The 22,319-nt window shown below is 65.5% G+C and carries 21 protein-coding genes; 15 read left to right on the top strand and 6 right to left on the bottom strand.

Going from position 1 to position 22,319, the window contains the following annotated elements; translation table 11 throughout:
• The first annotated feature begins 32 nt into the window (after positions 1-32).
• The 13 genes from ACS8YF_RS09910 to ACS8YF_RS09850 all read left to right on the top strand — a co-directional run bounded on the left by ACS8YF_RS09910 (position 33) and on the right by ACS8YF_RS09850 (position 13,580).
• Positions 33-1,925 (top strand): TonB-dependent receptor domain-containing protein, encoded by a 1,893-nt coding sequence (locus ACS8YF_RS09910; RefSeq protein WP_440850060.1) that lies wholly within the window; start codon positions 33-35, stop codon positions 1,923-1,925.
• 18 nt (positions 1,926-1,943) lie between these two features.
• Positions 1,944-2,552 carry a cob(I)yrinic acid a,c-diamide adenosyltransferase gene (gene cobO, locus ACS8YF_RS09905; protein WP_440850059.1) on the top strand — a complete coding sequence of 203 codons (609 nt, stop codon included), beginning with the start codon at positions 1,944-1,946 and terminating at the stop codon, positions 2,550-2,552.
• A gap of 864 nt (positions 2,553-3,416) precedes the next feature.
• A complete protein-coding gene (locus ACS8YF_RS09900) occupies positions 3,417-4,850 on the top strand; it encodes a cobyric acid synthase (protein WP_440850058.1) in 1,434 nt (477 codons plus the stop codon).
• Positions 4,847-5,854 carry a FecCD family ABC transporter permease gene (locus ACS8YF_RS09895; protein ID WP_440850057.1) on the top strand — a complete coding sequence of 336 codons (1,008 nt, stop codon included), beginning with the start codon at positions 4,847-4,849 and terminating at the stop codon, positions 5,852-5,854. The genes ACS8YF_RS09900 and ACS8YF_RS09895 overlap by 4 nt, the downstream gene beginning before the upstream one ends.
• Positions 5,851-6,627 carry a heme ABC transporter ATP-binding protein gene (locus tag ACS8YF_RS09890; RefSeq protein WP_440850056.1) on the top strand — a complete coding sequence of 259 codons (777 nt, stop codon included), beginning with the start codon at positions 5,851-5,853 and terminating at the stop codon, positions 6,625-6,627. Before ACS8YF_RS09895 ends, ACS8YF_RS09890 begins: the two co-directional genes overlap by 4 nt.
• Positions 6,620-7,162 (top strand): bifunctional adenosylcobinamide kinase/adenosylcobinamide-phosphate guanylyltransferase, encoded by a 543-nt coding sequence (gene cobU, locus ACS8YF_RS09885; protein ID WP_440850055.1) that lies wholly within the window; start codon positions 6,620-6,622, stop codon positions 7,160-7,162. The genes ACS8YF_RS09890 and cobU overlap by 8 nt, the downstream gene beginning before the upstream one ends.
• Before the next feature lie 768 nt (positions 7,163-7,930).
• Positions 7,931-8,305 (top strand): hypothetical protein, encoded by a 375-nt coding sequence (locus ACS8YF_RS09880; protein ID WP_440850054.1) that lies wholly within the window; start codon positions 7,931-7,933, stop codon positions 8,303-8,305.
• The gene (cobT, locus tag ACS8YF_RS09875; RefSeq protein WP_440850053.1) at positions 8,298-9,359 is read left to right on the top strand and encodes a nicotinate-nucleotide--dimethylbenzimidazole phosphoribosyltransferase; all 1,062 of its coding nucleotides are present in this window, start codon (positions 8,298-8,300) and stop codon (positions 9,357-9,359) included. The genes ACS8YF_RS09880 and cobT overlap by 8 nt, the downstream gene beginning before the upstream one ends.
• Positions 9,352-9,972 carry a histidine phosphatase family protein gene (locus ACS8YF_RS09870; protein ID WP_440850052.1) on the top strand — a complete coding sequence of 207 codons (621 nt, stop codon included), beginning with the start codon at positions 9,352-9,354 and terminating at the stop codon, positions 9,970-9,972. Before cobT ends, ACS8YF_RS09870 begins: the two co-directional genes overlap by 8 nt.
• A complete protein-coding gene (locus ACS8YF_RS09865; RefSeq protein WP_440850051.1) occupies positions 9,969-10,739 on the top strand; it encodes an adenosylcobinamide-GDP ribazoletransferase in 771 nt (256 codons plus the stop codon). Before ACS8YF_RS09870 ends, ACS8YF_RS09865 begins: the two co-directional genes overlap by 4 nt.
• A complete protein-coding gene (cbiB, locus tag ACS8YF_RS09860) occupies positions 10,730-11,659 on the top strand; it encodes an adenosylcobinamide-phosphate synthase CbiB (RefSeq protein WP_440850050.1) in 930 nt (309 codons plus the stop codon). The genes ACS8YF_RS09865 and cbiB overlap by 10 nt, the downstream gene beginning before the upstream one ends.
• The gene (cobD, locus tag ACS8YF_RS09855; RefSeq protein WP_440850049.1) at positions 11,650-12,654 is read left to right on the top strand and encodes a threonine-phosphate decarboxylase CobD; all 1,005 of its coding nucleotides are present in this window, start codon (positions 11,650-11,652) and stop codon (positions 12,652-12,654) included. Before cbiB ends, cobD begins: the two co-directional genes overlap by 10 nt.
• Positions 12,651-13,580 (top strand): cobalamin-binding protein, encoded by a 930-nt coding sequence (locus ACS8YF_RS09850; protein WP_440850048.1) that lies wholly within the window; start codon positions 12,651-12,653, stop codon positions 13,578-13,580. The genes cobD and ACS8YF_RS09850 overlap by 4 nt, the downstream gene beginning before the upstream one ends.
• Before the next feature lie 62 nt (positions 13,581-13,642).
• On the opposite strand, the gene ACS8YF_RS09845 is transcribed toward ACS8YF_RS09850, so the two are convergent.
• Positions 13,643-13,891: a hypothetical protein gene (locus tag ACS8YF_RS09845; protein ID WP_440850047.1), complete on the bottom strand. Its 249-nt coding sequence runs from the start codon at positions 13,889-13,891 to the stop codon at positions 13,643-13,645.
• A gap of 881 nt (positions 13,892-14,772) precedes the next feature.
• Positions 14,773-15,396 carry a LysE family translocator gene (locus ACS8YF_RS09840; protein WP_440850115.1) on the bottom strand — a complete coding sequence of 208 codons (624 nt, stop codon included), beginning with the start codon at positions 15,394-15,396 and terminating at the stop codon, positions 14,773-14,775.
• 166 nt (positions 15,397-15,562) lie between these two features.
• On the opposite strand from ACS8YF_RS09840, the gene ACS8YF_RS09835 reads away from it, so the two are divergent.
• Complete coding sequence (locus ACS8YF_RS09835; protein WP_440850046.1) at positions 15,563-16,156, top strand: hypothetical protein; 594 nt, start codon at positions 15,563-15,565, stop codon at positions 16,154-16,156.
• Between the two features lie 50 nt (positions 16,157-16,206).
• Here ACS8YF_RS09835 and ACS8YF_RS09830 read toward each other — a convergent pair whose 3' ends face one another.
• The 4 genes from ACS8YF_RS09830 to ACS8YF_RS09815 all read right to left on the bottom strand — a co-directional run bounded on the left by ACS8YF_RS09830 (position 16,207) and on the right by ACS8YF_RS09815 (position 21,370).
• Positions 16,207-17,142 carry a histone deacetylase family protein gene (locus ACS8YF_RS09830; RefSeq protein WP_440850045.1) on the bottom strand — a complete coding sequence of 312 codons (936 nt, stop codon included), beginning with the start codon at positions 17,140-17,142 and terminating at the stop codon, positions 16,207-16,209.
• Positions 17,143-17,300: 158 nt separating this feature from the next.
• Positions 17,301-19,172 (bottom strand): phosphomethylpyrimidine synthase ThiC, encoded by a 1,872-nt coding sequence (thiC, locus tag ACS8YF_RS09825; RefSeq protein ID WP_440850044.1) that lies wholly within the window; start codon positions 19,170-19,172, stop codon positions 17,301-17,303.
• A gap of 105 nt (positions 19,173-19,277) precedes the next feature.
• Positions 19,278-19,904: a bifunctional nicotinamidase/pyrazinamidase gene (gene pncA, locus ACS8YF_RS09820; RefSeq protein WP_440850043.1), complete on the bottom strand. Its 627-nt coding sequence runs from the start codon at positions 19,902-19,904 to the stop codon at positions 19,278-19,280.
• Positions 19,901-21,370, bottom strand: a complete 1,470-nt coding sequence (locus tag ACS8YF_RS09815; RefSeq protein WP_440850042.1) for a nicotinate phosphoribosyltransferase — start codon at positions 21,368-21,370, stop codon at positions 19,901-19,903. Before ACS8YF_RS09815 ends, pncA begins: the two co-directional genes overlap by 4 nt.
• Before the next feature lie 170 nt (positions 21,371-21,540).
• Here ACS8YF_RS09815 and ACS8YF_RS09810 point away from each other — a divergent pair, with 170 nt between their 5' ends.
• Positions 21,541-22,248: a lysophospholipid acyltransferase family protein gene (locus ACS8YF_RS09810; RefSeq protein WP_440850041.1), complete on the top strand. Its 708-nt coding sequence runs from the start codon at positions 21,541-21,543 to the stop codon at positions 22,246-22,248.
• Positions 22,249-22,319: the final 71 nt, after the last annotated feature.

Below are 22,319 nucleotides of genomic sequence, written 5' to 3'. Positions count from 1 at the left end.
GACGGGCGTGCCCGCCGATCGAGACGACGACAATGCAGTTTCGCACCGGGCCCGCATTTGCGGCCCTGCTCGGGGTATCGTCTGCCTGGGGGGCGTCGCCGCCGCCGGCCGCGACCACCGATTTGAACCCGGTGGTGGTGACCGCCACGCGCACGCCGCAATCCCGGAACAGTACGCTGGCCGCCACCACGGTCATTACCCGGGCCGACATCGAGCGCAGTCAGGCCCAGAGTCTGGCCGAACTGCTCGGCGATACGCCGAGTCTGTCGATCGCCAACAACGGCGGACCCGGCAAGGCCACATCCATTCACCTGCGCGGCACCGATGCCAATCAGGTGGTGGTGCTGGTCGACGGTGTGCGCTGGGGCTCGGCCACCAACGGCCAGGCCGCGATCCAGGATTTCCCGGTCTCCCAGATTCAGCGCATCGAGATCGTGCGTGGGCCGCGTTCGTCGCTGTACGGTGCCGATGCGGTCGGCGGCGTGATCCAGATCTTCACCCGCGACGGCAAGGGGGCCAAGGGCCGCGGGCCCACGCCGTATTTCTCGGTCACCGGCGGCAGCTACGACACCTGGAAAGGCCAAGGCGGCGTTTCGGGGGCGACGAAACGCCTGTACTACAACCTGAGCGTCTCGGGCGAATATACCGGCGGCTTCAATGCCTGTACCGGCCGGCCATTCAGCTCGCCCAAGGGGGGCGCCGGCTGTTACGCCAATCAGCCCGACCGCGATGGCTACCACCGCGCGGACGGTTCGGCGAACGTCGGTTATACATTCGACAACGGCTGGTCGGTGAACGGTCACTATCTTCGGTCCGATGGTCATGTCGAATACGATGGCCCTACGACCAACCAGTCGCATTCGGTGCAGGCAGTCTATGGCCTGGGCGTGGATGCGCCGCTGACCGATTTCTGGGATGCCAAGCTGCGTCTGTCGCGCAGTCGCGATCGGTCGAAAAACTATTTCGACGGCGATTATGTCAGCCGTTTCGACACGCGCCGCGATAGCGTCAGCTGGCAGAACGATTTCGCGCTCGCCAGACAGCAGAGTGCCACCGTCGGGATCGATTATCGCCGGGACGCGGTGACCAGTTCGGCCGACTACAAGCAGAACAAGCGCGACAACACCGGCGTGTTCGGCGAGTACCAGGGCCGCTTCGGCGCCCACGAGATCGATCTGGCCGCCCGGGATGACGACAACCAGGCCTATGGCAATCATGCCACCGGCTCGATCACCTACGGCTATCACGTCAACAAGACCTATACGCTGACCGCCGCCTACGGCAACGCCTTTAACGCACCGACTTTCAACGATCTCTACTATCCGGACACGCCGGGTTTTCCGCCGGCGTCCAACCCGGATCTCAAGCCGGAGAAATCGCGCACGGGCGAAATCGGCCTCAAGGCCACGCCGGGCTGGGGCCACTGGGCGATCCATGCCTACCAGACCGATATCAACGACGAGATCACGCTGGACGCCAACTACACGCCACGCAACGTGAGTTCGGCGCGCATCCGCGGCGTGGAGGGCGAGGTGACGGCCTATATCGGCCGCTGGCGTATCGGCGCGAATGCCGACTGGCTGGACGCCGAGAACCGCGGGCGCGGGCCGAACCACGGCAACGATCTGGCACGCCGCCCGAACTACTCGGCTTCGCTGCACGTCGACCGCGATCTGTTCGCGCGGTTCGCCGCCGGCGCCAGTGCCAAGCTGGTCGGGTCGCGCTACAACGGTCCGGCCAACACCGACAGGCTCGGTGGTTACGCACTGTTCGGTCTGACAGGCGAAATGCGGGTGACCGAGGCGTGGAAAGTTCAGGCCAAGCTATCCAACATGTTCGATCGTCATTACCAGACCATCGACTTCTACAACCAACCCGGGCGGGCGGTTTATGTCACCGTCAGCTATAGCCCGGGCCATATCTGAGCCAGCAAAGGCCATGTCATGAGCGAATCGAAAAGCGACGCCCGCCACAAGGCGACGATGCAGAAGCACAAGGAAAAAGTCGACGCGGGCATCCAGGCCGCGGATATCGAGCGCGGCGTGTTCGTGTTCATTACCGGCAAGGGCAAGGGCAAGTCGTCCTCGGCCTTCGGCATGGTGATGCGTGCACTCGGCTACGGCCAGAAGATCGGCGTGGTGCAGTTCATCAAGGGCGTGCAACTCTCCGGCGAGGAGATCTATCTGCGCGATCACTGCCCGCAGGTGGATTTTTACCAGATGGGCACGGGATTCACGTGGAACACCCAGGATCGCTCGGGCGATATCGAAGCCGCCGAGCGCACCTGGGCCCAGGTCGAGCCGATGTTGCAGGACCCGGCCTACGATCTGGTCGTCATCGACGAACTGACCTATATGCTCGGCTACAAGTACCTGGACGAAGAGCGCGTACTGAACGCCATCGCCAACCGCCCGGTCGAGCAGTCAGTGATCGTCACCGGCCGCGGCGGCGGCTCGGGCCTGCGCGAACTGGCCGATACGGTGTCCGAGGTCGACAACGTCAAGCACGCCTTCAAGGCCGGCATCAAGGCCCGTGCCGGGGTGGATTACTGACCCCGCTTCGATTCGGTTTTCGATGAATCTGTCCGCAGATCGACGTCGATCTACGCAGATCTCAATACGGTTTTTACAAGGCGGTTATCCGCAGATTTCACAGATTACGCAGATTCAAGAAACGTATGGAAGTGCCTAGATCATGGCAGCGAGGTTGCAATCGATGCCGATTTAACAGCATCGGACCCGTCATCTGCTTTTTGATCGGCGTGCATCTGCATCGATCTGCGGACAGGCTGTCAAAGAACAAAGCCGAATATTTTGGACTGTCTGCAAGCGGAAAAACGCCCGGAATTAATTGGTGTTGCGAGCTGTTCGATAAACCTGTCCGCAGATCGACGCCGATCTACGCGGATCTCAATATGTTTTCACAAGGTAGTTATCCGCAGATTTCACAGATTACGCAGATTCAAGAAACGTATGGAAGCGCCTGGATCATGGCAGCGAGGTTGCAATCGATGCCGATTTAACAGCATCGGACGCGTCATCTGCTTTTTGATCGGCGTGCATCTGCATCGATCTGCGGACAGGTTATCAAAGAACGAAGCGGAATATTCTCAACTATCCTCATGCCTGAAAGCCGCCTGCAGTTAATCTGTGAAATCCGTGCAATCTGCGGATGAATGACTTGAAGAACGAAGCCTCGAATATGTCCGTAGGTAAAGAGCTGCAATCGACATCACGGCTAATCTGTGTCGGCGGAATCATCTGCTTTCCGATCTGCGTGCATCTGCGTCGATCTGCGGACAGGTTCTCAAACAACGAAGTCGAGTATTTTGAGCTGTCTTTAAACCGAAAACCGTCTGCAACCCATCTGTGCAATCCGTGAAATCCGGGGATGAATGACGTGAAGAACGGCCACCCATGACAGCAAGGACGCTGATGATCCAGGGCACGACCTCGGACGCCGGCAAGTCGACGCTGGTGGCCGGGCTGGCGCGGGCGTATGCCCGGCGCGGCGTGGCCGTGGTCCCGTTCAAGCCGCAGAACATGGCGCTCAACAGCGCGGTGACGGTCGATGGCGGCGAGATCGGCCGCTCGCAATACCTGCAGGCACAGGCCGCGCGCGTGGCGGCCACTACCGACATGAACCCGGTGCTGCTCAAGCCCGCCAGCGACATCGGCGCCCAGGTCATCATCCACGGCCATGCCATCGGCACGATGGATGCTGGCTGCTATCACGGCTACAAGCCACAGGCGATGGCGGCGGTGCGCGCCTCGCATGCGAGACTGGCTGCTGCCTACCCGCGTGTGCTGGTCGAGGGCGCCGGCAGCCCGGCCGAGATCAACCTGCGCGAAGGCGATATCGCCAACATGGGCTTCGCCGAGGCCGTGGATTGCCCGGTGATTCTGGTCGCCGACATCGACAAGGGCGGCGTGTTCGCCCAAATCGTGGGTACGCTGGCGTTGCTGTCGCCGTCCGAACGCGAACGCGTCGCGGGTTTCGTGATCAATCGCTTTCGCGGCGATATCGGTCTGCTGCAGCCGGGGCTGGATTGGCTGGAAGCGCGTACCGGCAAGCCGGTGTTCGGCGTTTTGCCCTACCTGACGGGCCTGCATCTGGACGCCGAGGACGCGATCGATACCGGGCAGACGACCGCCGCCGATGCGCTCGTAGTACAGGTGCCGGTTACCCCTCGAATCAGCAACCACACCGATTTCGATGCCCTGCGCGCCCATCCGCGGGTCGATCTGCAGTTCGTCGGCCCCGGCGATACCCCGGGCCCGGCCGATCTGATCGTGCTGGCCGGCTCCAAGAATACCCGTGCCGACTGCGCCTGGCTGGTCAACGCCGGCTGGGCGGATCGCATCAAGCGCCACCTGCGCTATGGCGGCAAGCTGCTCGGCATTTGCGGCGGTTATCAGATGCTGGGCCACGAAATCGCCGATCCGGACGGCGTCGAGGATCGATCGGGGACGACGGACGGCCTCGGCCTGTTCGACTTCACGACGCGGCTGGATACGAACAAGCACCTGCAGAATGTGACCGGCGTGCTGGCTGGCGGTGGCGCGGTCGCCGGCTATCGCATCCACTGCGGCGTAACCTCGGGGGCTGCGCTGGCACGGCCGTTTCTCCAGCTCGATGACGGCCCGGACGGCGCGCTTTCGGCCGACGGCCAGATCGCCGGCACCTATCTGCACGGCCTGTTCGATACCGGCGCCGGCTGCGACGCGATCCTGGCCTGGGCCGGGCTCGACGCGGCCGGTGCCGTCGATCAGGCCGAGCGCCGCGAGGCCAGCCTGGAACGCTTGGCGGATGCGGTCGAGGCGGCGATCGATCTGGAAGCCCTGCCATGAAGCCGCGCCTGCTGATCGTCATGCTGGGCGTGTTGCTGGCGGCGGCTTTTATGGCCGAGCTCGCCTTTGGCGCGGTGCGGCTGCCGATCGGCCAGGTTGTGGCCGCACTTTTCCATTTTCATGATCGCGTCGATCAGACCGCGCTCATCGTGAACGCGATCCGCCTGCCGCGGGCGCTGCTGACCGCGCTGGTCGGCGCGATCCTGGCAATTTCGGGTGCGGCCATGCAGGGGTTGTTCCGCAATCCGCTGGCCGATCCCTCATTGATCGGTGTCACCGCCGGGGCTTCGGCCGGAGCCAGCCTCGCGATTGTGTTCGGCGGCGCGCTGGCCGGTTTTGCCGGGCTGTCGCTGGTGGCACTGGCCGCGTTCGCGGGCGGCGCGGCGGCGGTGGTGCTGGTCTATGTGCTGGCCACCCGGGCCAGCGGCACATCGGTGGCCACCATGCTGCTGGCCGGCATCGCGATATCCGCGCTGGCCGGTTCGCTCACCTCGCTGCTGGAGTTCTATGCCAGCAACGACATGCTGCGGCGCATCAGCCTGTGGCAGATGGGCGGGCTGGAAGGCGCCAACTGGCCGCGCGTGGGCCTGATCGCGGTCGCCGCCGCGGCCGTGCTGGCCGGCCTGCCGGCCCGGGCGCGGGCCTTGAACGCATTGTTGCTGGGCGAATCCGAGGCCCGTCACCTGGGTTTCGCAGTAGACCGGACCAAGACCGTGTTGATCGTGCTGGTCGCCTTCGGCGTCGGTATTTCGGTGGCCCTGGCCGGGGCGATCGCTTTTGTCGGCCTGGTCGTGCCGCATATCGTGCGGCTGGCGATCGGGCCGGATCATCGCACGTTGTTGCCGGCCTCCGCCCTGGCCGGGGCGGTGCTGTTGCTGGCCGCCGATACCCTGGCCCGGGTGGTGGTCGCGCCGGCCGAACTGCCGGTGGGGCTGCTGACCGCGCTGCTCGGCGCGCCGTTTTTCATCGTGTTGCTGCGCGGCACGCGGGATTACGCGCTGTGACGCTGGCGGTCGAAGAACTGGCGATCCGGCGTGGCGGTCGTGTTCTCATCGCCGGCGTGTCGTTTACGGTGGCGCCCGGCGAAATGCTGGCCGTGATCGGGGCCAACGGCGCCGGCAAGTCGACGCTGCTGCATGCGCTGGTGGGCGATCTGGCGCCATCCGCCGGGCGGGTGGCGTTCGACGGCCGCGCGCTGGGCGCCTTCGACCGGCGCGAACGCGCGCGGCGGATCGCCTTTCTGGCCCAGGCCAGCGCGCTGGCGTTTCCATTCACCGTGCGCGAGGTGATTGCGCTCGGCCGCAGCCCGCACGCCACCGGCTGCGCGGCGGATGCCGCGGTAATCGATGCCGTCGCCAAGGCCACGGATATCGCGCACCTCATCCCGCGTGCCTATACGCGCCTGTCCGGCGGCGAGAAGCAGCGCGTCCAGCTTGCCCGCGTACTGGCGCAGATCGGGTCGGCGGAGGACGCGGCGGCGCGGTTGCTGTTGCTGGACGAGCCGGTCGCCTCGCTCGATATCGGCCACCAGAGCCTGATCATGCGCAGCCTGCGTCGGTGCGCGGCCACCGGAGTCGCCATTGTCTTCGTCGGCCACGATGTCTCGCTGGCCGCCGCGCACGCCGACCGGCTGTTGGCCGTGGCCGAGGGCACTACCGTGGCCTGGGGTACACCGGCCGAGGTCGTGACCGAGGCCACGCTGGCCCGGGTCTTCGATGCCGAGACCCATGTCATCCCGCATCCGGTGACCGGCACCCCGGTGGTGCTGCATGATTGAAGCCATGTCGGGCCACCACTTGATTCTGGGCGGCGCGCGCAGCGGCAAGAGCGCGTTCGCCGAACGCACGGCGCTGGCGACACCGAGTGCCGAGCACTTCATCTATATCGCGACCGGCCAGGCGCACGATCTGGCCATGGCGGAACGCATCGCGCACCATCGCGCGTATCGCGATGCTCGCTGGCAAACGGTCGAAGCGCCGCTCGAGCTGGCGGCGACGATTGCCGCGCAGGATGCGCTGGGCACGGTGATCCTGGTCGATTGCCTGACGCTGTGGCTGAACAACGCCCTGGCGGCGGATGCGTGGCCCGCCGAGCGCGATGCACTGCTGACGACGTTGCCGGATTGTGCCGGCCGCGTGCTGCTGGTTTCCAATGAAGTCGGCTCCGGCATTGTGCCGCTCGGCGAGCTTTCGCGCACCTTCGTCGACGAAGCCGGGCGATTGCATCAGGCGCTGGCGGGCCTGTGTTCGCGGGTCAGTCTCGTCGTGGCGGGGTTGCCTCTGGATTTGAAGCCGTTGTCGTCATGGCCGTGAGTCGTCGTGCTTTCAAGTTGGCGGAAGGTTGGAGTTTCGCACTGATGTGCGAGTCACTTTCGTTTGCTTGTCCGAACGAACGTAACCCAAGGAAAGGACACCCTGTCTTGCGCCGAGGCTCCGCATCGGTGCCCTGCGCGGCTCCGGCCGCAAGCGGACCGCCGGAAACTCGCCGCGCTGCGCGCGACTCCGACATTCGGCGGTCTTTGTCGCTTTCGGCCGCCACTGCTCGGCGCCGCGCCCAAGGGGCCCGATACAGGCACGACACGGCAAAACCGGGGAGTTGGCCTGGCTGTATTTTGTCTCGTTACACGGAGACGGGCAGCGGCGACGGGTGTCCGGCGCGCTGCGCCGGTGCGGCAAGGTGTTTGAGGGCCGCCAAAGCGGCCCGAGTTTTTGCCGCATCCCGTCGTCGCGAGCATCGGAGTGAACCGGCATTAGCCGGCGCCGTGTCGGGTGCCTTTTTCTTGGTTCCTTCTTTGGGGCACGCAAAAGAAAGAACGCGCACATCAGTGCGAAACCAAAGCCCTGGTCGCCGCAAAAAAATGCCCCGGCGCCGACACGCGAAAGCCAGCCTCATCATCGTCGTCGGCTTGTCCGCACCGAATAGTTGCGTAGGTGGATTAGGTGCTCGCACCGTAATCCGACAGCCAAGCCTCGGAACCCAGGGATTGAGCGTCGGATTAAGCGCTGCGCGCTCATCCGACCTCCCGCTGCTGTCGCTCACATGAACGGTGTTTCTTATCCGTCGTCCGCCAATGCACGTGAATGGAACGCAAATGGTTTGTCGGCGATAAACAACGGAGTATTTTCGAGTCGTTGTGGCTTGGACGGTTCACGTCGTCGTTTTCGAAGCAATTGTCCGCAGATCGACGCCGTTGCACGCCGATACAAGACCAGAAGATTGTCGATTGCGTCCAGCTGGCTCGCGCACCACTGGGCTATGCCGTGGCGCGAACGACACCGGCCCTCGCACGCAATCATCAACGAGCCCCTTATCGTCCGATGCACGCGCTGACCGTCAAGTCACTGATTTTCGATCTGCGTGTATCCGCGTCGATCTGCGGACAGTCTTGTTATTCGCGCTTCATTCGCATGCATTCGCGAACCGGGTTTTCAACAGGAGCAATGATCTATGCCTGATTTCGACTGGCTCTTCGAACCGGCCGCCCAGCCCGACGAGTCCGCCCGCGCCGCGGCGATCGAACGACAGAATCAGCTCACCAAGCCGCCGGGCTCGCTCGGCCGGCTGGAGACGCTGGCCACGGATTTCGCGGCCTGGCAGGGCACGGACAAGCCCGTGCTGAATCGGGTCGGGCTGGCGGTGTTCGCGGCCGATCACGGCGTGGCCGCGCGGGGCGTGTCGGCGTTTCCACAGGAAGTCACGGCGCAGATGGTGGCGAACTTCGCGGCCGGCGGCGCGGCGGTGGCCGTGCTCGCGCGCGAGGCCGGGGCCGACATGGCGGTGGTCAATCTGGGCACGGTGACGCCGGCCGACGACGTGCCGGGGGTGGTCAATCATCGGCTGGCGCCGGGCACCGCGGATTTCACGCGCGGCCCGGCCATGGATGGCCCGACGCTGTCGGCCGCGCTGCGGGTCGGCGCGGACCAAGTGAACGCGGAGCTGTCGTTATTCGTGGGCGGCGAGATGGGCATTGCCAACACCACCAGCGCGGCGGCGGTGTTCGCGGCCCTGGCGGATCTGGACGGCGCGGCGACGGTCGGCCGCGGGACCGGGGTCGACGATGCCGGGCTGGCCGCCAAGCGGGCCGCCGTTGATGCCGGCCTGGCGCGACACCGTGTGCGCTGGACGGCGCAATCCCTGCCCGATGCCGCGCTGGCAGTCCTCGAATGCCTCGGCGGGCTGGAGATTGCCGCGCTCGCCGGCGCCTATGTCGCGGCTGCGCAGCGCGGCGTGCCGGTGCTGGTCGACGGTTTCATCAGCAGCGTCGCCGCGCTGGCCGCGGTGCATCTGAATGCCGGTGTGGCCGGCTGGTTGATCTTCGGGCATCGTTCGGCGGAAGGCGGCCATGGCCGGGTGCTCGAAGCGCTGGCCGCCGAGCCGTTGCTTGATCTGAATATGCGGCTCGGCGAGGCCAGCGGGGCGATGGTCGCACTGGGCGTGATTCGGTCCGCGTTGGCCGTTCACGGCAGAATGGCAACTTTTGCCGATGCGGGAGTCGCGGATAGTGCCTGATTTCGACATGACCACGACCACGGTCGACATCCTGCGCCACGCCGAATGCGAAGGGGGGCCGATCTTCCGTGGCTCGACGGACGTGGCCTTGTCCGAGGCCGGTTGGGCCCGGCTGCGCCGGGTGACCGAACCGCTCGCCGGCTGGGATGCGATCGTGACCTCGCCGATGCGTCGTTGCCGCGAGTTCTCCACCGAACTGGCCGCGGCCCGCGATGTGCCCTTGAACGTCGACGAGCGCTTCCGCGAGATGTATTTCGGCGACTGGGAAGGCGTGCTCATCGCCGACGTGTGGGCGAACCAGTCCGACGCCGCGCGCGCCTGGTATGTCGATCCGGAGAACAATACGCCGCCGAACGCCGAGCCGTTGCCGTCGATCCGGGCCCGGGTGGCCGAAGGCTGGGGCGAGCTGGTGGCCGCGAACCGGGGCGGCCACGTGCTGCTGGTGTGCCATGGCGGGGTGATCCGCAATCTCGTGGCCCATGTGCTGGATTTGCCACTGGCGGCGACCAACCGTTTCGGCATGCCCTATGGCTGCCGCGCCCGGATCAGCATCACGCACGACGGCGAGTCGTCGATGCCGAGGCTGATGGGTTACAACCTCGACCGGGCATGAAACGCGCCGCCACGCCGCTTCTTCTGGCGCTGTCACTGCTGACTGTATTGCCGGTCGGCCGGTGGCTGCCCGCACGTATCCGGCCGGTCGATCAGGGGCGTTCGGTGGTCTGCTATCCGTTGGTGGGCCTCCTGATCGGTGGGGTGCTCGTGCTCGCAGAAGGCGTGTTGCGCGGTGCGGCGCCTCTGCTTGCCGCCGCCTTGTTGTTGGCGGTGTGGGTCGGTATCACCGGCGCATTGCATCTGGACGGACTGGCCGACTGTGTCGACGCGGGCTGTGCCGGCCACCGCGACGCCTCGCGTATTCTCACGGTGATGAAGGACCCGGCCGCCGGGCCAATGGCGGTGGCCACGATCACGATCGTGTTGTTGGTCAAGTTCGCGGCCTTGGCGACATTGCTGCAGCACCGGGGCGCGATCGTCGGCTTGTTGCTTGCCGTGCCAATGCTGGCCCGTGCCGGTACCGCCGCGCTCATGGCCACCACGGCCTACCGCCGAGACCGGGGCATCGCCCGCGACCAGGCGGCCACCCGTCCGCGCGGGGCGATCACCCTGGGGATTGTCGTGGTGGCGGTGGCGGGCGCATGGCTATTGCCGCTGCCTCTCTGGACTTTAATGGTGCTGCTGGCCGGGGTGATCGTGTGGAGTTGGCGCCGGACCTGGCAGACCCGTATCGGCGGTTATACCGGCGACGTGGCCGGCGCGCTGATCGAACTGGTCGAGGCGGCGTCACTGGTGGCGGCGGCCTGGGGCCTGCCGTGGCATTGAGTCTGATGCTGGTCGCGGCACTGGTGGCCGATGCGGTGCTGGGCGAGCCGCGCCGGCGGCATCCGCTCGCGCTGTTCGGCCGTCTCGCCGATCGGATCGAAGGGCGGTTCAATCACGGCCGTCGACGCAATGGCATGGTCGCGCTCGCGCTGCTGGTCGGACCGCCCACGCTGTTTGTCGGCGCATGCGTCGACTGGGTTCCGAGCGGGCTGGCGTGGTTATTGGCGGGTCTGGTACTCGTGCTGGCGGTTGGGCGGGCCGGCTTGATCGAACACGCCGAGGCGGTGGCCCGACCGCTCGCCGCCGGCGATCTCGAAGGCGCCCGGCAACGCGTGGCCTGGCTCGTCAGCCGCGATACGGCGCAACTGGATGCCGCCGGCGTACGCGGCGCCCTGCTGGAGTCCGTGCTCGAAAACAGCAGCGATGCGATCTTTGCCTCGGTGTTCTGGTGGGTTTTCGGCGCTGCGGCGGCCGGCCCGGCGGGCGCTGCCGCGGCGGTACTCGCCCACCGGCTGATCAATACTCTGGATGCGATGTGGGGCTATCGCAGCCCCCGGTTCGTCGCCTTCGGCTGGGCCGCGGCGCGCCTGGACGACGGCATGAACTGGCCGGCCGCACGTCTCACCGCGCTGGCTTTCGTGCTGGTCGGCGACACCCGCGCCGCCTGGACCTGCTGGCGCGAACAGGCGGGGCGATGGTCCAGCCCGAACGCGGGTCCGGTGATGGCGGCCGGCGCCGGCGCCCTCGGTATCCGCCTCGGCGGCGGCGCCTGGTATCACGGCGCCTGGCGGGAACGGCCGGCGCTGGGTGGCGGGCGCACACCGCAAGACGTCGATGTCGTACGCGCGCTGGGTCTGGCCGATCGGGCATTGGCCGTGATCGTGGTGGCGGTACTCCTGATGGACGGGCTATGGGCATGATCCACGGCGGCAAGCTGCGTGCCGCGGCTGCGCACTACGGCATTCCCCGGCATGAATGGCTGGATCTGTCGACCGGCATCGCGCCCTGGTCGTGGCCGGTGCCGGCGCTGCCCGCGGCTGTCTGGTCGCGCCTGCCGGAGGCCGGTGATGGGCTGATTGCCGCCGCGGCCGCCTACTACGGCTGTGCAGCGGATTGGATCGTGGCCTTGCCCGGCAGCCAGTTCGCCATTCGCGAGGTGCCGCGCCTGTGCGCGCCGGCCACCGTGGCCGTGCCCGCCGTGGGTTATACCGAGCACGCCGCCGGCTGGCGCGCGGCGGGCCATAGCCTCCGGTACTACCGCGATCTGGACGATCTCGAGCGGATGCTGACGGCGGTCGATCGTGCCGTGGTGCTCGATCCAAACAATCCGACCGGCGAGCGCGCCGGTCCGGATCGTCTGCGCCGAGTCGCGCTCGCGCTCGGCCCGGGCCGGCTCATCGTCGATGCGGCCTTCGCCGATGGTGACACGGGGCCGTCTTTCGATCCGGTCGCGCATGAGGCGATTGTGCTGCGATCGGTGGGCAAGTTCTTCGGGCTGGCCGGCATCCGCCTCGGATTCGCCCTCGGTCACAAGGCCACGGTCGATGCGCTGCGTTGTGCCGTGGCGCCCTGGGGCGTGGCGCATCCGACCCGCTGGATCGGCACGCGGGCACTGGCCGACCGCGATTGGCAGATCGATCAGCGCGCCCGGATTCGGGACGCACAAGCGTGGCTTCGGGCGGGCCTCGTCGATGCCTTCCCGCAACAACTCGTGGTCAGTGGCGGGTCGTTCGTGACCGTGTTCTTTGCGGCCGAGGGTGCGGCCGCCGCGGCGCACGCCGAGCTGGCATCTCGGGCCGTGTTCACCCGGCTCGGCGACAACCGGCGCTGGCTGCGTTTCGGCCTGCCGCCGGAACACCAGCGCGAACGGCTCTCTACTGCTCTGTGGCATGTCGACGGGGTTTCCAGGCCATGACCGCGCAGCGCATGCGCCGCACGCGTCGGTGGTCTGTGCTCGGGTTGTTATCGCTGCTGGGCTGGTTGGCCGGACCGGCGGCCATGGCCGCGGCTGGCCCGGTTTCGGTCACCGATTTCACCGGGCATGAAGTCCGGCTGGCGCATCCGGCACGCCGCATCGTCGCCTTGACGCCCCATCTTGTGGAAAACCTGTTTACCGCCGGCCTGGGCAATCGCGTAGTCGGCGCCGTGCGTTATTCGAATTATCCGCCCGCGGCGCAGAGCATCCCGCGCGTGGGCGGCTACGACAGCCTCAGCCTCGAGGCGATCGTGGCGAAAAAGCCGGATCTGGTCGTCGCCTGGGCCGAGGGCGGCTCCCCCGACATCATCGGTCGGCTGCGGGCGCTGGGTATCGCCGTGTATGTCGATGATCCGCGTCGGCTGGCCGGCATTGCGCGCACCATTCGCGATCTGGGCGTGCTGGGCGGCACGGGCGGGCGCGCCGATCGCGCGGCCAGGGCGTTCGAACAGCGCATCGCGGCGCTGCGGCAACGCTACGCACATCGCCGCCCGGTTTCGTTGTTCTGGGAGGTATGGTCGGATCCGCTGCGCACGCTATCCAATGCCGGTATGACCGGCGCTGTGATCCGGTTGTGCGGCGGCCGCAACATCTTCGCCAAGGCCGCGACGCTCGCGCCCCAGGTCAGCATCGAGTCGGTCATCGCGCGTGCGCCACAGGCGATCGTGGCCTCGGGCGTGGCACAGACCAAACCACAGTGGAAAGCCTATTGGCGGCAGTGGCCGGCGATCCCCGCGGTTGCCCACGATCATTTCGTGACCGTCCCGCCGGACCTGATCAGCCGGCCCACCGTGCGCCTGGCCGACGGCGCTGCCCGACTCTGCCACAAACTCGCCCGCGTGCGCCGTGATCAGCGTCGGCCATAAGGCGAGTTTATCCACAGATTAAAAAGAATAGTTGTCCGCAGATCGACGCAGATTAACGCAGATCATAAGCCAGGGATGCGCAACGCTTGTGCAGAGGTTTTATCGTGTGCGGCATGTCGAGGAAAGTGCTTACAACCGCCTCTTGAAAAAATCTGTGCCATCGGCGTAATCCGTGGATAAAAATATTCTGCCGGTTGGCGGCATTGCTCTAGAAGCGGCTTGATCCGCAGATTGTACGGATTGTCACGGATAAAATAATTATCGGCAGATGCGCACCGAAACATGCGGATATGAAGAAGACGATACGTCATCACAGCGATTGAGCGGGGCGCGTGTGTTGTTTCAGGAGGAAAGGCATCTAAATCGCCCTATGCCCATCTGCGTGATTTGCGTCGATCTGCGGACAAAAAATGTGCCGTATCAGCGCGTGAGGAGCGATTACTCGCGCGTTGTGGTCTCCCGGGCTGGGGTTGTTCTGGAAGTCGGTTTATCCGCAGATTTCGCAGATTAAAAAAAACGTTGTTTTCCGCAGATCGACGCAGATTAACGCAGATGCTAAGAAAAGGATGCGTGACGCTTGTGCCGCAGCTGTATCGTGTGCGGCATGTCGAGAAAAAAGATTACAGCTGCCTCTTAAATAATCTGTGCAATCTGCGTAATCTGTGAATAAAAATGTGTCATATCAGCGCGCGAGGAGCGATTACTCGCGTGTCGTGGTCTTCTGGGCAGGGGTAGTTCCGGAAGTAGGTTTATCCGCAGATCGACGCAGATTAACGCAGATGCTAAGAAACGGGTGAATGGCGAGACAGGGTTCCTGATGTCGAGGACAAGTGCATACAACGGCCTCTTAAAATCTGTGTGATCTGCGTAATCTGTGGATAGAAAAAAGTGTCGTATCAGCGCGCGAGGGGCGATTACTCGCGCGTCATGGTCTGCCGGGCGGGGGGGGTCCGGAAGTGGGTTCATCCGCAGATTACGCAGATTTCACAGATTAAAAACGTTGTTTTCCGCAGATCGACGCAGATCTTGAGAAAAAGAATATGAACGCGTGTGCCGTGGTCGTACGTTCGCGTTATTGCGGGGAAGTATATTTGCAACGACCCCCTCAAGAATCTGCGTAATTGTGGATAGAAAGACGCGTCGTGTCAGCACGATCATCCGGTGCCGGGGCGTTTTAAAAAAAATGCGGCGGTCAGCTCAGTGCCAGCCAGACGCCGACGGCGGCGATCAGGGTGCCGGCGACGCGGTTCAGGAGGCGGACGTTGGAGCGTTTGGCGAGCATGGCGCGCGCGGCGGAGCCACCGCTGGCATAGAGGGCAAGACAGGTCAGTTCCATCGCCAGAATCATCGACAGCATTAGCACCAGTTGCGGTGCGAGGGCCTGCTGGAAGTCGAGAAACGGCGGCAACAGGGCGATGAAGAACGCCCAGCCCTTCGGGTTGGCGATGGCGGTGACCAGCCCCTGGGCCGCGAGCTGCGCTCGGGGCGGCGCGGGCGCGTCATCGGCGATTTCGGGAATCGCCAGATTGCCGCGCGAACGCCACATCTGGATACCGAGCCAGACCAGATACGCGCCGCCGACCCACTTGAAGGTGGTGAACACGGCCGGGTAGCGCATCAGGACGGTGGCCACGCCGATCACAGAGCCGACTGCGACCAGGCCCACGCCCAGCAGTTCACCGGTCCACATCCAGGCAGTGCGGCGCACGCCCACCGTCATGCCCAGACTCAGCGAGAGCGTCATGCACAGGCCCGGGGTCAACGAGACCAGGAAGAAGGTGGGGATAAAGATCGAAAGAACGGGGAGCGTCATTATGGCAATCACGGGTTACGGCGAACCGGGCGTGTGGTAACACGCGATGGCCGCTAACGTAACGTATCGTTAATTAGTCTAATTCAAGATATCCGCGCAATGGCCGATTGTGTATGTTGTGTCGACTCAAATAAACCGCCTTCTCTAAATAATTGTCCCAGGGGGAATCATGGATCCGGTTACTTTTGCTGCTTCGCCGTTCGCGCCGGTGGCGCTCGGTTTTTTCGGTCTGGGCACGGGCTATCTCATTCTCGGGCCTCAGGAACTGCTGGGCTGGCCCGAAAAGGATACGAACGTGGCGCGCGCCAACGGCGCCTGGGGCTTTTTCATGCCGGGCCTGTGCCAGGCGCTGGTAGGGTTTTACCTGTTCATCGGCCTGACGTGGTTCCACGTCTTTCATGAAGCCGCACTGTATGCCGCGGCGACCGCCTTTTCGGTGTTCGGCATTCACTGGCTGGCGATGGGTGTCATCAAGTTCGTCCAGGGCGATGCGCGTCCGAACGGCTTCATGTCCGTTGCGTTCTTTCTGGTGTCGATCCTGGGCGCACTGTCGATGGGCATGAACGGTGATACCCCGGTCGCGATTCTGTTCGTCGGTCTGTGTGCGGTCTATTTCTTCGAGTTCTTCGCCAGTTTCGGCATCGCGGTGCCGGCTTCCGAGCGTCTGCTCGGTCTGGCGCATGTGGTCACCGGCTTGTGGCTGATGTATCTGACCTATGCGGCCGTACTTAACCTGGCCAATGGCATGCATCTCTGGCTGTAACGGTAAACTGTCGCGGTTGCCCTACCGGCAGCCGCGGCAGTTGTTGTCGTTCAGCCCTCGCCGGCGCGCAGCAGGGTCTTGATGTGGATGGCGGCGCTTGCCGCCAGCGCATCGAGGGCGTAGCCGCCTTCGAGCAGGCTCACGACGCGACCGTCGCAATAAAGATCGGCCACTTCGGTAATGCGCTGGGTGATCCACTCGAAATCCTCGGCCTCGAGTTGCAGGTCGGCCAGTGGATCGGCGCGATGGGCGTCGAAGCCGGCCGACACCAGGATCAGCTGTGGTTTGGCCTCGTCGAGCGCGGGCAGCCAGTCGCGCTCGATGGCACGCCGGAATACCGAGCCGCCGACACCCGCGCGTAACGGCGTCTTGATCAGCCGGCCAGGAATGCTCTGGTCCGCGGTGAATGGAAACAACGGGTTCTGGTAACTCGAGCAGAACAGTACCCGCGGCTCATGGCGAAAGACATCTTCCGTGCCGTTACCGTGGTGTACGTCAAAATCGAGGATGGCGACACGTTCCAGGCCACCGACGGCCAGCGCGTGTGCGGCCGCGATCGCCACGTTGTTGAAGAAGCAAAACCCCATCGCTCTGGCGTATTCGGCATGATGCCCGGGCGGGCGTACGGCGCAGAAGGCGTTGGCGGTCTCGCCGGCGAGTACGGCATCCACCGCTGCGATCCCGGCACCAGCGGCATGGTGCGCCGCGGGCAGGGTGTGCGGTGTCAGCGCGGTGTCGCCGTCGATCGGCACTTGTCCGGTGGTGGGCGCGCTGGCGAGCAGCTCGTCGACATAAAATTCGTCGTGCACACGCGTGATGGCCTCGAGCGGGGCCTCGGGCGCGGTGCGCCGATCGAGCGCGTCGGCAATGCCGACCACCTCAAGCCCCTGCTCGATCGCGGGCAGCCGGTCCGGCGCTTCCGGATGGCCCCGTCCCATGTCATGGGCGCGGCACAGGTCATGGCGCGAGAAATAAGCTGTGGTCATGCGCGCGCCCCGATCACCTAGCCGCGCCGCGGCGCGGTTCGCCGGCTATGGGCGAAGTCGTCGTGACTTTTCTTGCCGACGGTGTCGGCCGTGGTGCCCGCCGTGGGGGGCTGTCGAGTGCGTGGCATGGCTCAGGCTTTTGCGGGACGGTGTTTTCGTTATTGGTACAGCGCGTGACCGCCGGCCTTGAACTGCTCGGCCTTTTCCTCGAGACCGGCCTCCAGCGCATCCTCGGGTGTGGCGATGCCGCGCTCGGCGGCGAACTCGCGCACTTCCTGGGAAATCCGCATCGAGCAGAACTTGGGCCCGCACATGGAGCAGAAGTGGGCGACCTTGGCCGCGTCCTTGGGCAGGGTTTCGTCGTGGAATTCGCGCGCCTTCAACGGGTCCAGTCCGAGGTTGAACTGGTCCTCCCAGCGGAACTCGAAGCGGGCCTTGGACAGGGCGTTGTCGCGGATCTGGGCGCCCGGATGGCCCTTGGCCAGATCGGCCGCATGGGCCGCGATCTTGTAGGTGACGATGCCTTCGCGGACGTCGTCCTTGTCCGGCAGGCCGAGATGTTCCTTGGGCGTGACGTAGCAGAGCATCGCCGTGCCGTACCAGCCGATCTGGGCCGCGCCGATGGCGGAGGTGATGTGGTCGTAGCCGGGGCCGATATCGGTGGTCAGCGGGCCCAGGGTATAGAACGGCGCCTGGTGGCAGTCGGCCAGCTCGGCGTCCATGTTTTCCTTGATGCGCTGCATCGGTACATGGCCGGGGCCCTCGATCATCACCTGCACGTCGTGGGCCCAGGCGATCTTCGTCAACTCGCCGAGGGTGCGCAGTTCGGCCATCTGGGCTTCGTCGTTGGCATCGGCGATCGCGCCCGGCCGCAGGCCGTCGCCCAGCGAGAACGACACATCGTAGGCCTTCATGATCGCGCAGATGTCTTCGAAATGCGTGTACAGAAAGCTCTCGGTGTGATGCGCCAGGCACCACTTGGCCATGATCGAGCCGCCGCGGGAGACGATGCCGGTGATGCGGTTGGCGGTCATCGGCACATAGGCCAGGCGTACGCCGGCATGGATGGTGAAATAGTCCACACCCTGCTCGGCCTGTTCGATGAGCGTGTCGCGGAACATCTCCCAGGTCAGGTCCTCGGCCTTGCCGTCGACTTTTTCCAGCGCCTGGTAGATCGGCACCGTACCGACCGGCACGGGCGCGTTGCGGATGATCCACTCGCGGGTCTCGTGGATATGCTTGCCGGTGGACAGGTCCATGATGGTGTCGCCGCCCCAGCGGGTGGCCCAGACCATTTTCTCCACTTCCTCGGCGATCGAACTGGTTACCGCCGAGGTGCCCATGTTGGCGTTGATCTTCACCCGGAAGTTGCGGCCGATGATCATCGGCTCGGATTCCGGGTGATTGATGTTGTTGGGGATGATGGCGCGCCCGGCCGCGATCTCGTCTCTGACGAACTCGGGCGAGACATGATCCGGCAGGTTCGCGCCGAACCCTTCGCCTGCGTGCCGGCGCAGCAGACGGGAGTCGCGGATTTCGTCGATGCGCGCGTTCTCGCGAATGGCGACGAATTCCATCTCGGGGGTGATGATGCCGCGCCGCGCATAATGCATCTGGCTGACGTTAACGCCGGCCCTGGCGCGGCGCGGGGCCCGCACATCGGGGAAACGCAGATGGCCGGTGGCGGCATCGGCGGCGCGATCCCGGCCGAATGCGGACGACAGGCCGGGCAATACCTCGGTGTCGCCGCGTTCCTCGATCCAGGTGGCTCGGAGCGCCGGCAGGCCGCGCCGCAGGTCGATCTCGGCACCCGGATCGGTATACGGGCCGGAGCAGTCGTAGATCGTGATCGGCGGGTTCTTCTCCACGCCGAAGGTGGCCGGCGTGTTCGATTGCGCCACCTCGCGCATCGGTACACGAATATCCGGCCGGCTGCCGGTGACATGAATCTTGTTCGAATTGGGAAACGGTACCCGCATCTCGTCGGCTAGACGCGCGGACACAGCCAGATCCTTGGGTACAGCACTCATGGTCGAATCCCGAGAGGAAACATCAAACGACAGACTGGCAATCTAGCAAGGCCCGGGGCGCAATAAAACCGCCCGGGCCGGTCGCCACGAAAGGGGCGGCGCCGGTTAACCGTGCGCCCCCAGGACGGCGCTGTCCACGCATTCGGCGCCGGCCGCGCGCATGGCCTGAATAGCCGCCTGCGTGTCGCCTTCGTGCATGTCCACGCCGCGCGTGCCGTCGACGATCAGGGTGACCGGGAAGCCCTCGGCCAGTGCGTCCATTACCGTGAACTTCACGCAGACATCGGCCGCCAGGCCCATCACGAACAATCGATCCGTGCCCAGACGGCGCAGTACGTCCGCCAGATCGGTTTCGTGCCGGTGATCGTTGTCGTAAAACGCCGAATAGCTGTCGATGCGGCGGTTTTCGCCCTTGCGCACGACGTGATCGATGTGTGCGACATTCAGCGCCGAGGCGAAACTCGCGCCGGGGCTGCCCTGCACACAATGCGCCGGCCAGAGAATCTGCTCCAGGCCGTCGACCTCGGTGACCTGGAACGGCTTGAAGCCGGCGTGCTGTTGGGCGAACGACAGATGATCCGCCGGATGCCAGTCCTGGCTCGCCACCACCGTGGAGAACCGCGGCATCAGGCGGTTGGCGACCGGCACCACGGCATCGCCGTCGGCCACGGCGAGCGCCCCGCCCGGCAGGAAATCGTTCTGGATATCGACCAGCAACAACGTATCGGTCATGACGAACCCTCCGGTTGACGCCCGTCATTATGACGCTGGGCGAGCCAATCACGCAGGGCGTCGGTCGACTCGTCCAGATAATGATCGATCAGCGCCGGGTAATTCGGCCGCTCGGCGAAGCAGGCGAACTGGGCCATGGCGTATGCGCGGATCGCACCGAGCTCAGGCGAGGTGTCCACCCGGGCGCCGCCCTCGATGACCGGCTGCAGCAATTCGATATGCGGCGCGTCGGCGTCGAAGCGATGCTCGTATTCGGCTACACCACCGGCCCAGGCGGTCGACCACGACGCCTCATCGTAGAGCAGGTCGGCGATCGGGGCGCCGTCCGCATCGGTGAAACGACGCACCTGCTGCACGCCGGGGCGCGTCAGTTTGCCCGGCGTATCGCTCATCTTCATGCGATACGACCAGCGCCCCGAATCCTCGCGGATGGCGGCGAGCTTGTACACGCCGTCGAGTGCGGCGTCCGGCTGGGCGGTGGTCAGGCGGGTGCCGATGCCCCACAGCGCGATCGGTGCACCGCGCGACTTCAGGTCGGCGATCGCGCGTTCGTCCAGGCTCGAGCTGGCCGCGATCCGGGCATGGGGAAAGCCGGCCGCATCCAGCCGGCGCCGGGCGCGCTTGGCCAGCTGCGCCAGATCGCCCGAATCCAGGCGGATGCCGGCCATTTCGTAGCCATGTTCGCGCAGTTTATTGCCCGCGCGGATGGCGTTTTCGATGCCTTCCAGCGAGTTGTAGGTATCGACCAGGAACACGCAGTTGTTGGGCAGGGCGCGCGCATAGGCATCGAAGGCATCGATTTCGTGATCGAAGGCCATCACCCAGCCATGCGCGTGGGTGCCCGATACCGGAATGCCGAACAGCTGCCCGGCGAGTACGTTGGAGGTGCCGGCACAGCCGCCGATGTAGGCCGCCCGAGCGGCCGAGACGCCACCGTCGATGCCCTGGGCCTTGCGCAGACCGAAGTCCAGTACGCTGTCGCCTTCGGCGGCGTGGGCGATGCGCGCGGCCTTGGTGGCGACCAGCGTGGGAAAATTCATCAGGTTGAGCAGCGCCGTCTCGAGCAGCTGGGCCTCGAGAATCGGTCCGGTCACGCGCAGCATCGGCTGATGCGGGAACACCGCCGTGCCCTCGGGGACGGCATCCACCCGGCCGGTGAAACGGAAATCCCGCAGATAATCCAGGAAGCCGTCACCGAACAAGGGTTCGCCGGCGTTGTCCTTGAGCGTGCCGAGGTAGGCGATGTCCGCCTCGGTGAAGCGCAGGGCGCAGACGTAATCGATGGCGGTTTCGATACCGCAGGCCAGCGCAAAGCCGTTGTCGAACGGCGCCTGGCGATAGAACAGATGATAGACCGCCTCGCGCTGACCGGTGCCGTTGAACCAGTGGGCATAGGCCATGGTCAGCTGGTAGAGGTCGGTCAGCAGCGCGGGCGCGCGGCCGTAGAGTTGCTCGATTGCGGACATCGCGTCGTTCGTTGAGACCGACCGTGCCGGCCGTGGCGCCGGTCGATCGGTTAGGCTGTGTGGCGAAAATCCGGGCGGCATGCCGCCGGACGGTCATCGCCCTGAATTACGTGCGCGGCCAGTTTACCCACATCCGCGGCTTGCAACACGAGGCCCGGCTTTCCCCGCCCATGAGTGAATCACGCCAACACCAGCAGAAAACCGGCCGCACGCCCTTGTCGTGGCGCCAGCGCCTGCGGGTCGCGATCGCGGCGCCGGTGCTGCGGCTGCTCGCGCGGGCCCTGCTGGCCACCTGTCGCAGCGCCGGCGTGCGGGGCGCGCATCACCTGGACGCACTGATCGAAAACCAGCGCCCGGCCTTGTTGTGCTGCTGGCATCAGCGGCTGCCGTATTGCGCCGGCTGGCTGCTGGCCGCGCGATCACGCGGTCTGGCGCCGGGTTTCCTGGTCTCGCCCTCGCGCGACGGCGAACTGGTCGCTGCCGTGGTTGGCGGCCTGGGCGCCACCGTCCTGCGGGGCTCGGCCAACCGGACCGGAGCGCGTGCATTCCGCGACATGTATGCCACGCTCAAGTCGGGCATATCGCCGGTCATCGCCGCCGATGGCCCGCATGGCCCGGCGCGCCGGGCCAAACCCGGCACCGCCATGCTGGCGCAGATGACGCGGGCGCCGATGCTGCCGATGAGCTTTGCCGCCGATCGCTACTGGCAGCTCGGCTCGTGGGACCGGATGATCATCCCCAAGCCGTTCGCGCGCGTGGTCATGATCATCGGCGAGCCGCTGGCCGGCGCGCGCGGCGACACGCCGGACGCCGCCGCCGCCGAGCTGGGCCGCCGTCTCGACGCGCTCACCCGCGCCGCCGAGGCCGAGTTCGACTAGGGCCTGTTGCCGTTTCGTACACGTGCCGCGTTGGAGACCGCAAATCCGTCGAGACAAGGCGCGCGTCGCCG

The sequence above is a fragment of the Salinisphaera sp. SWV1 genome, assembly GCF_052044155.1.
In the GTDB taxonomy this organism is placed as follows: domain Bacteria; phylum Pseudomonadota; class Gammaproteobacteria; order Nevskiales; family Salinisphaeraceae; genus Salinisphaera.
This window is presented reverse-complemented; position numbering and strand designations above follow the sequence as displayed.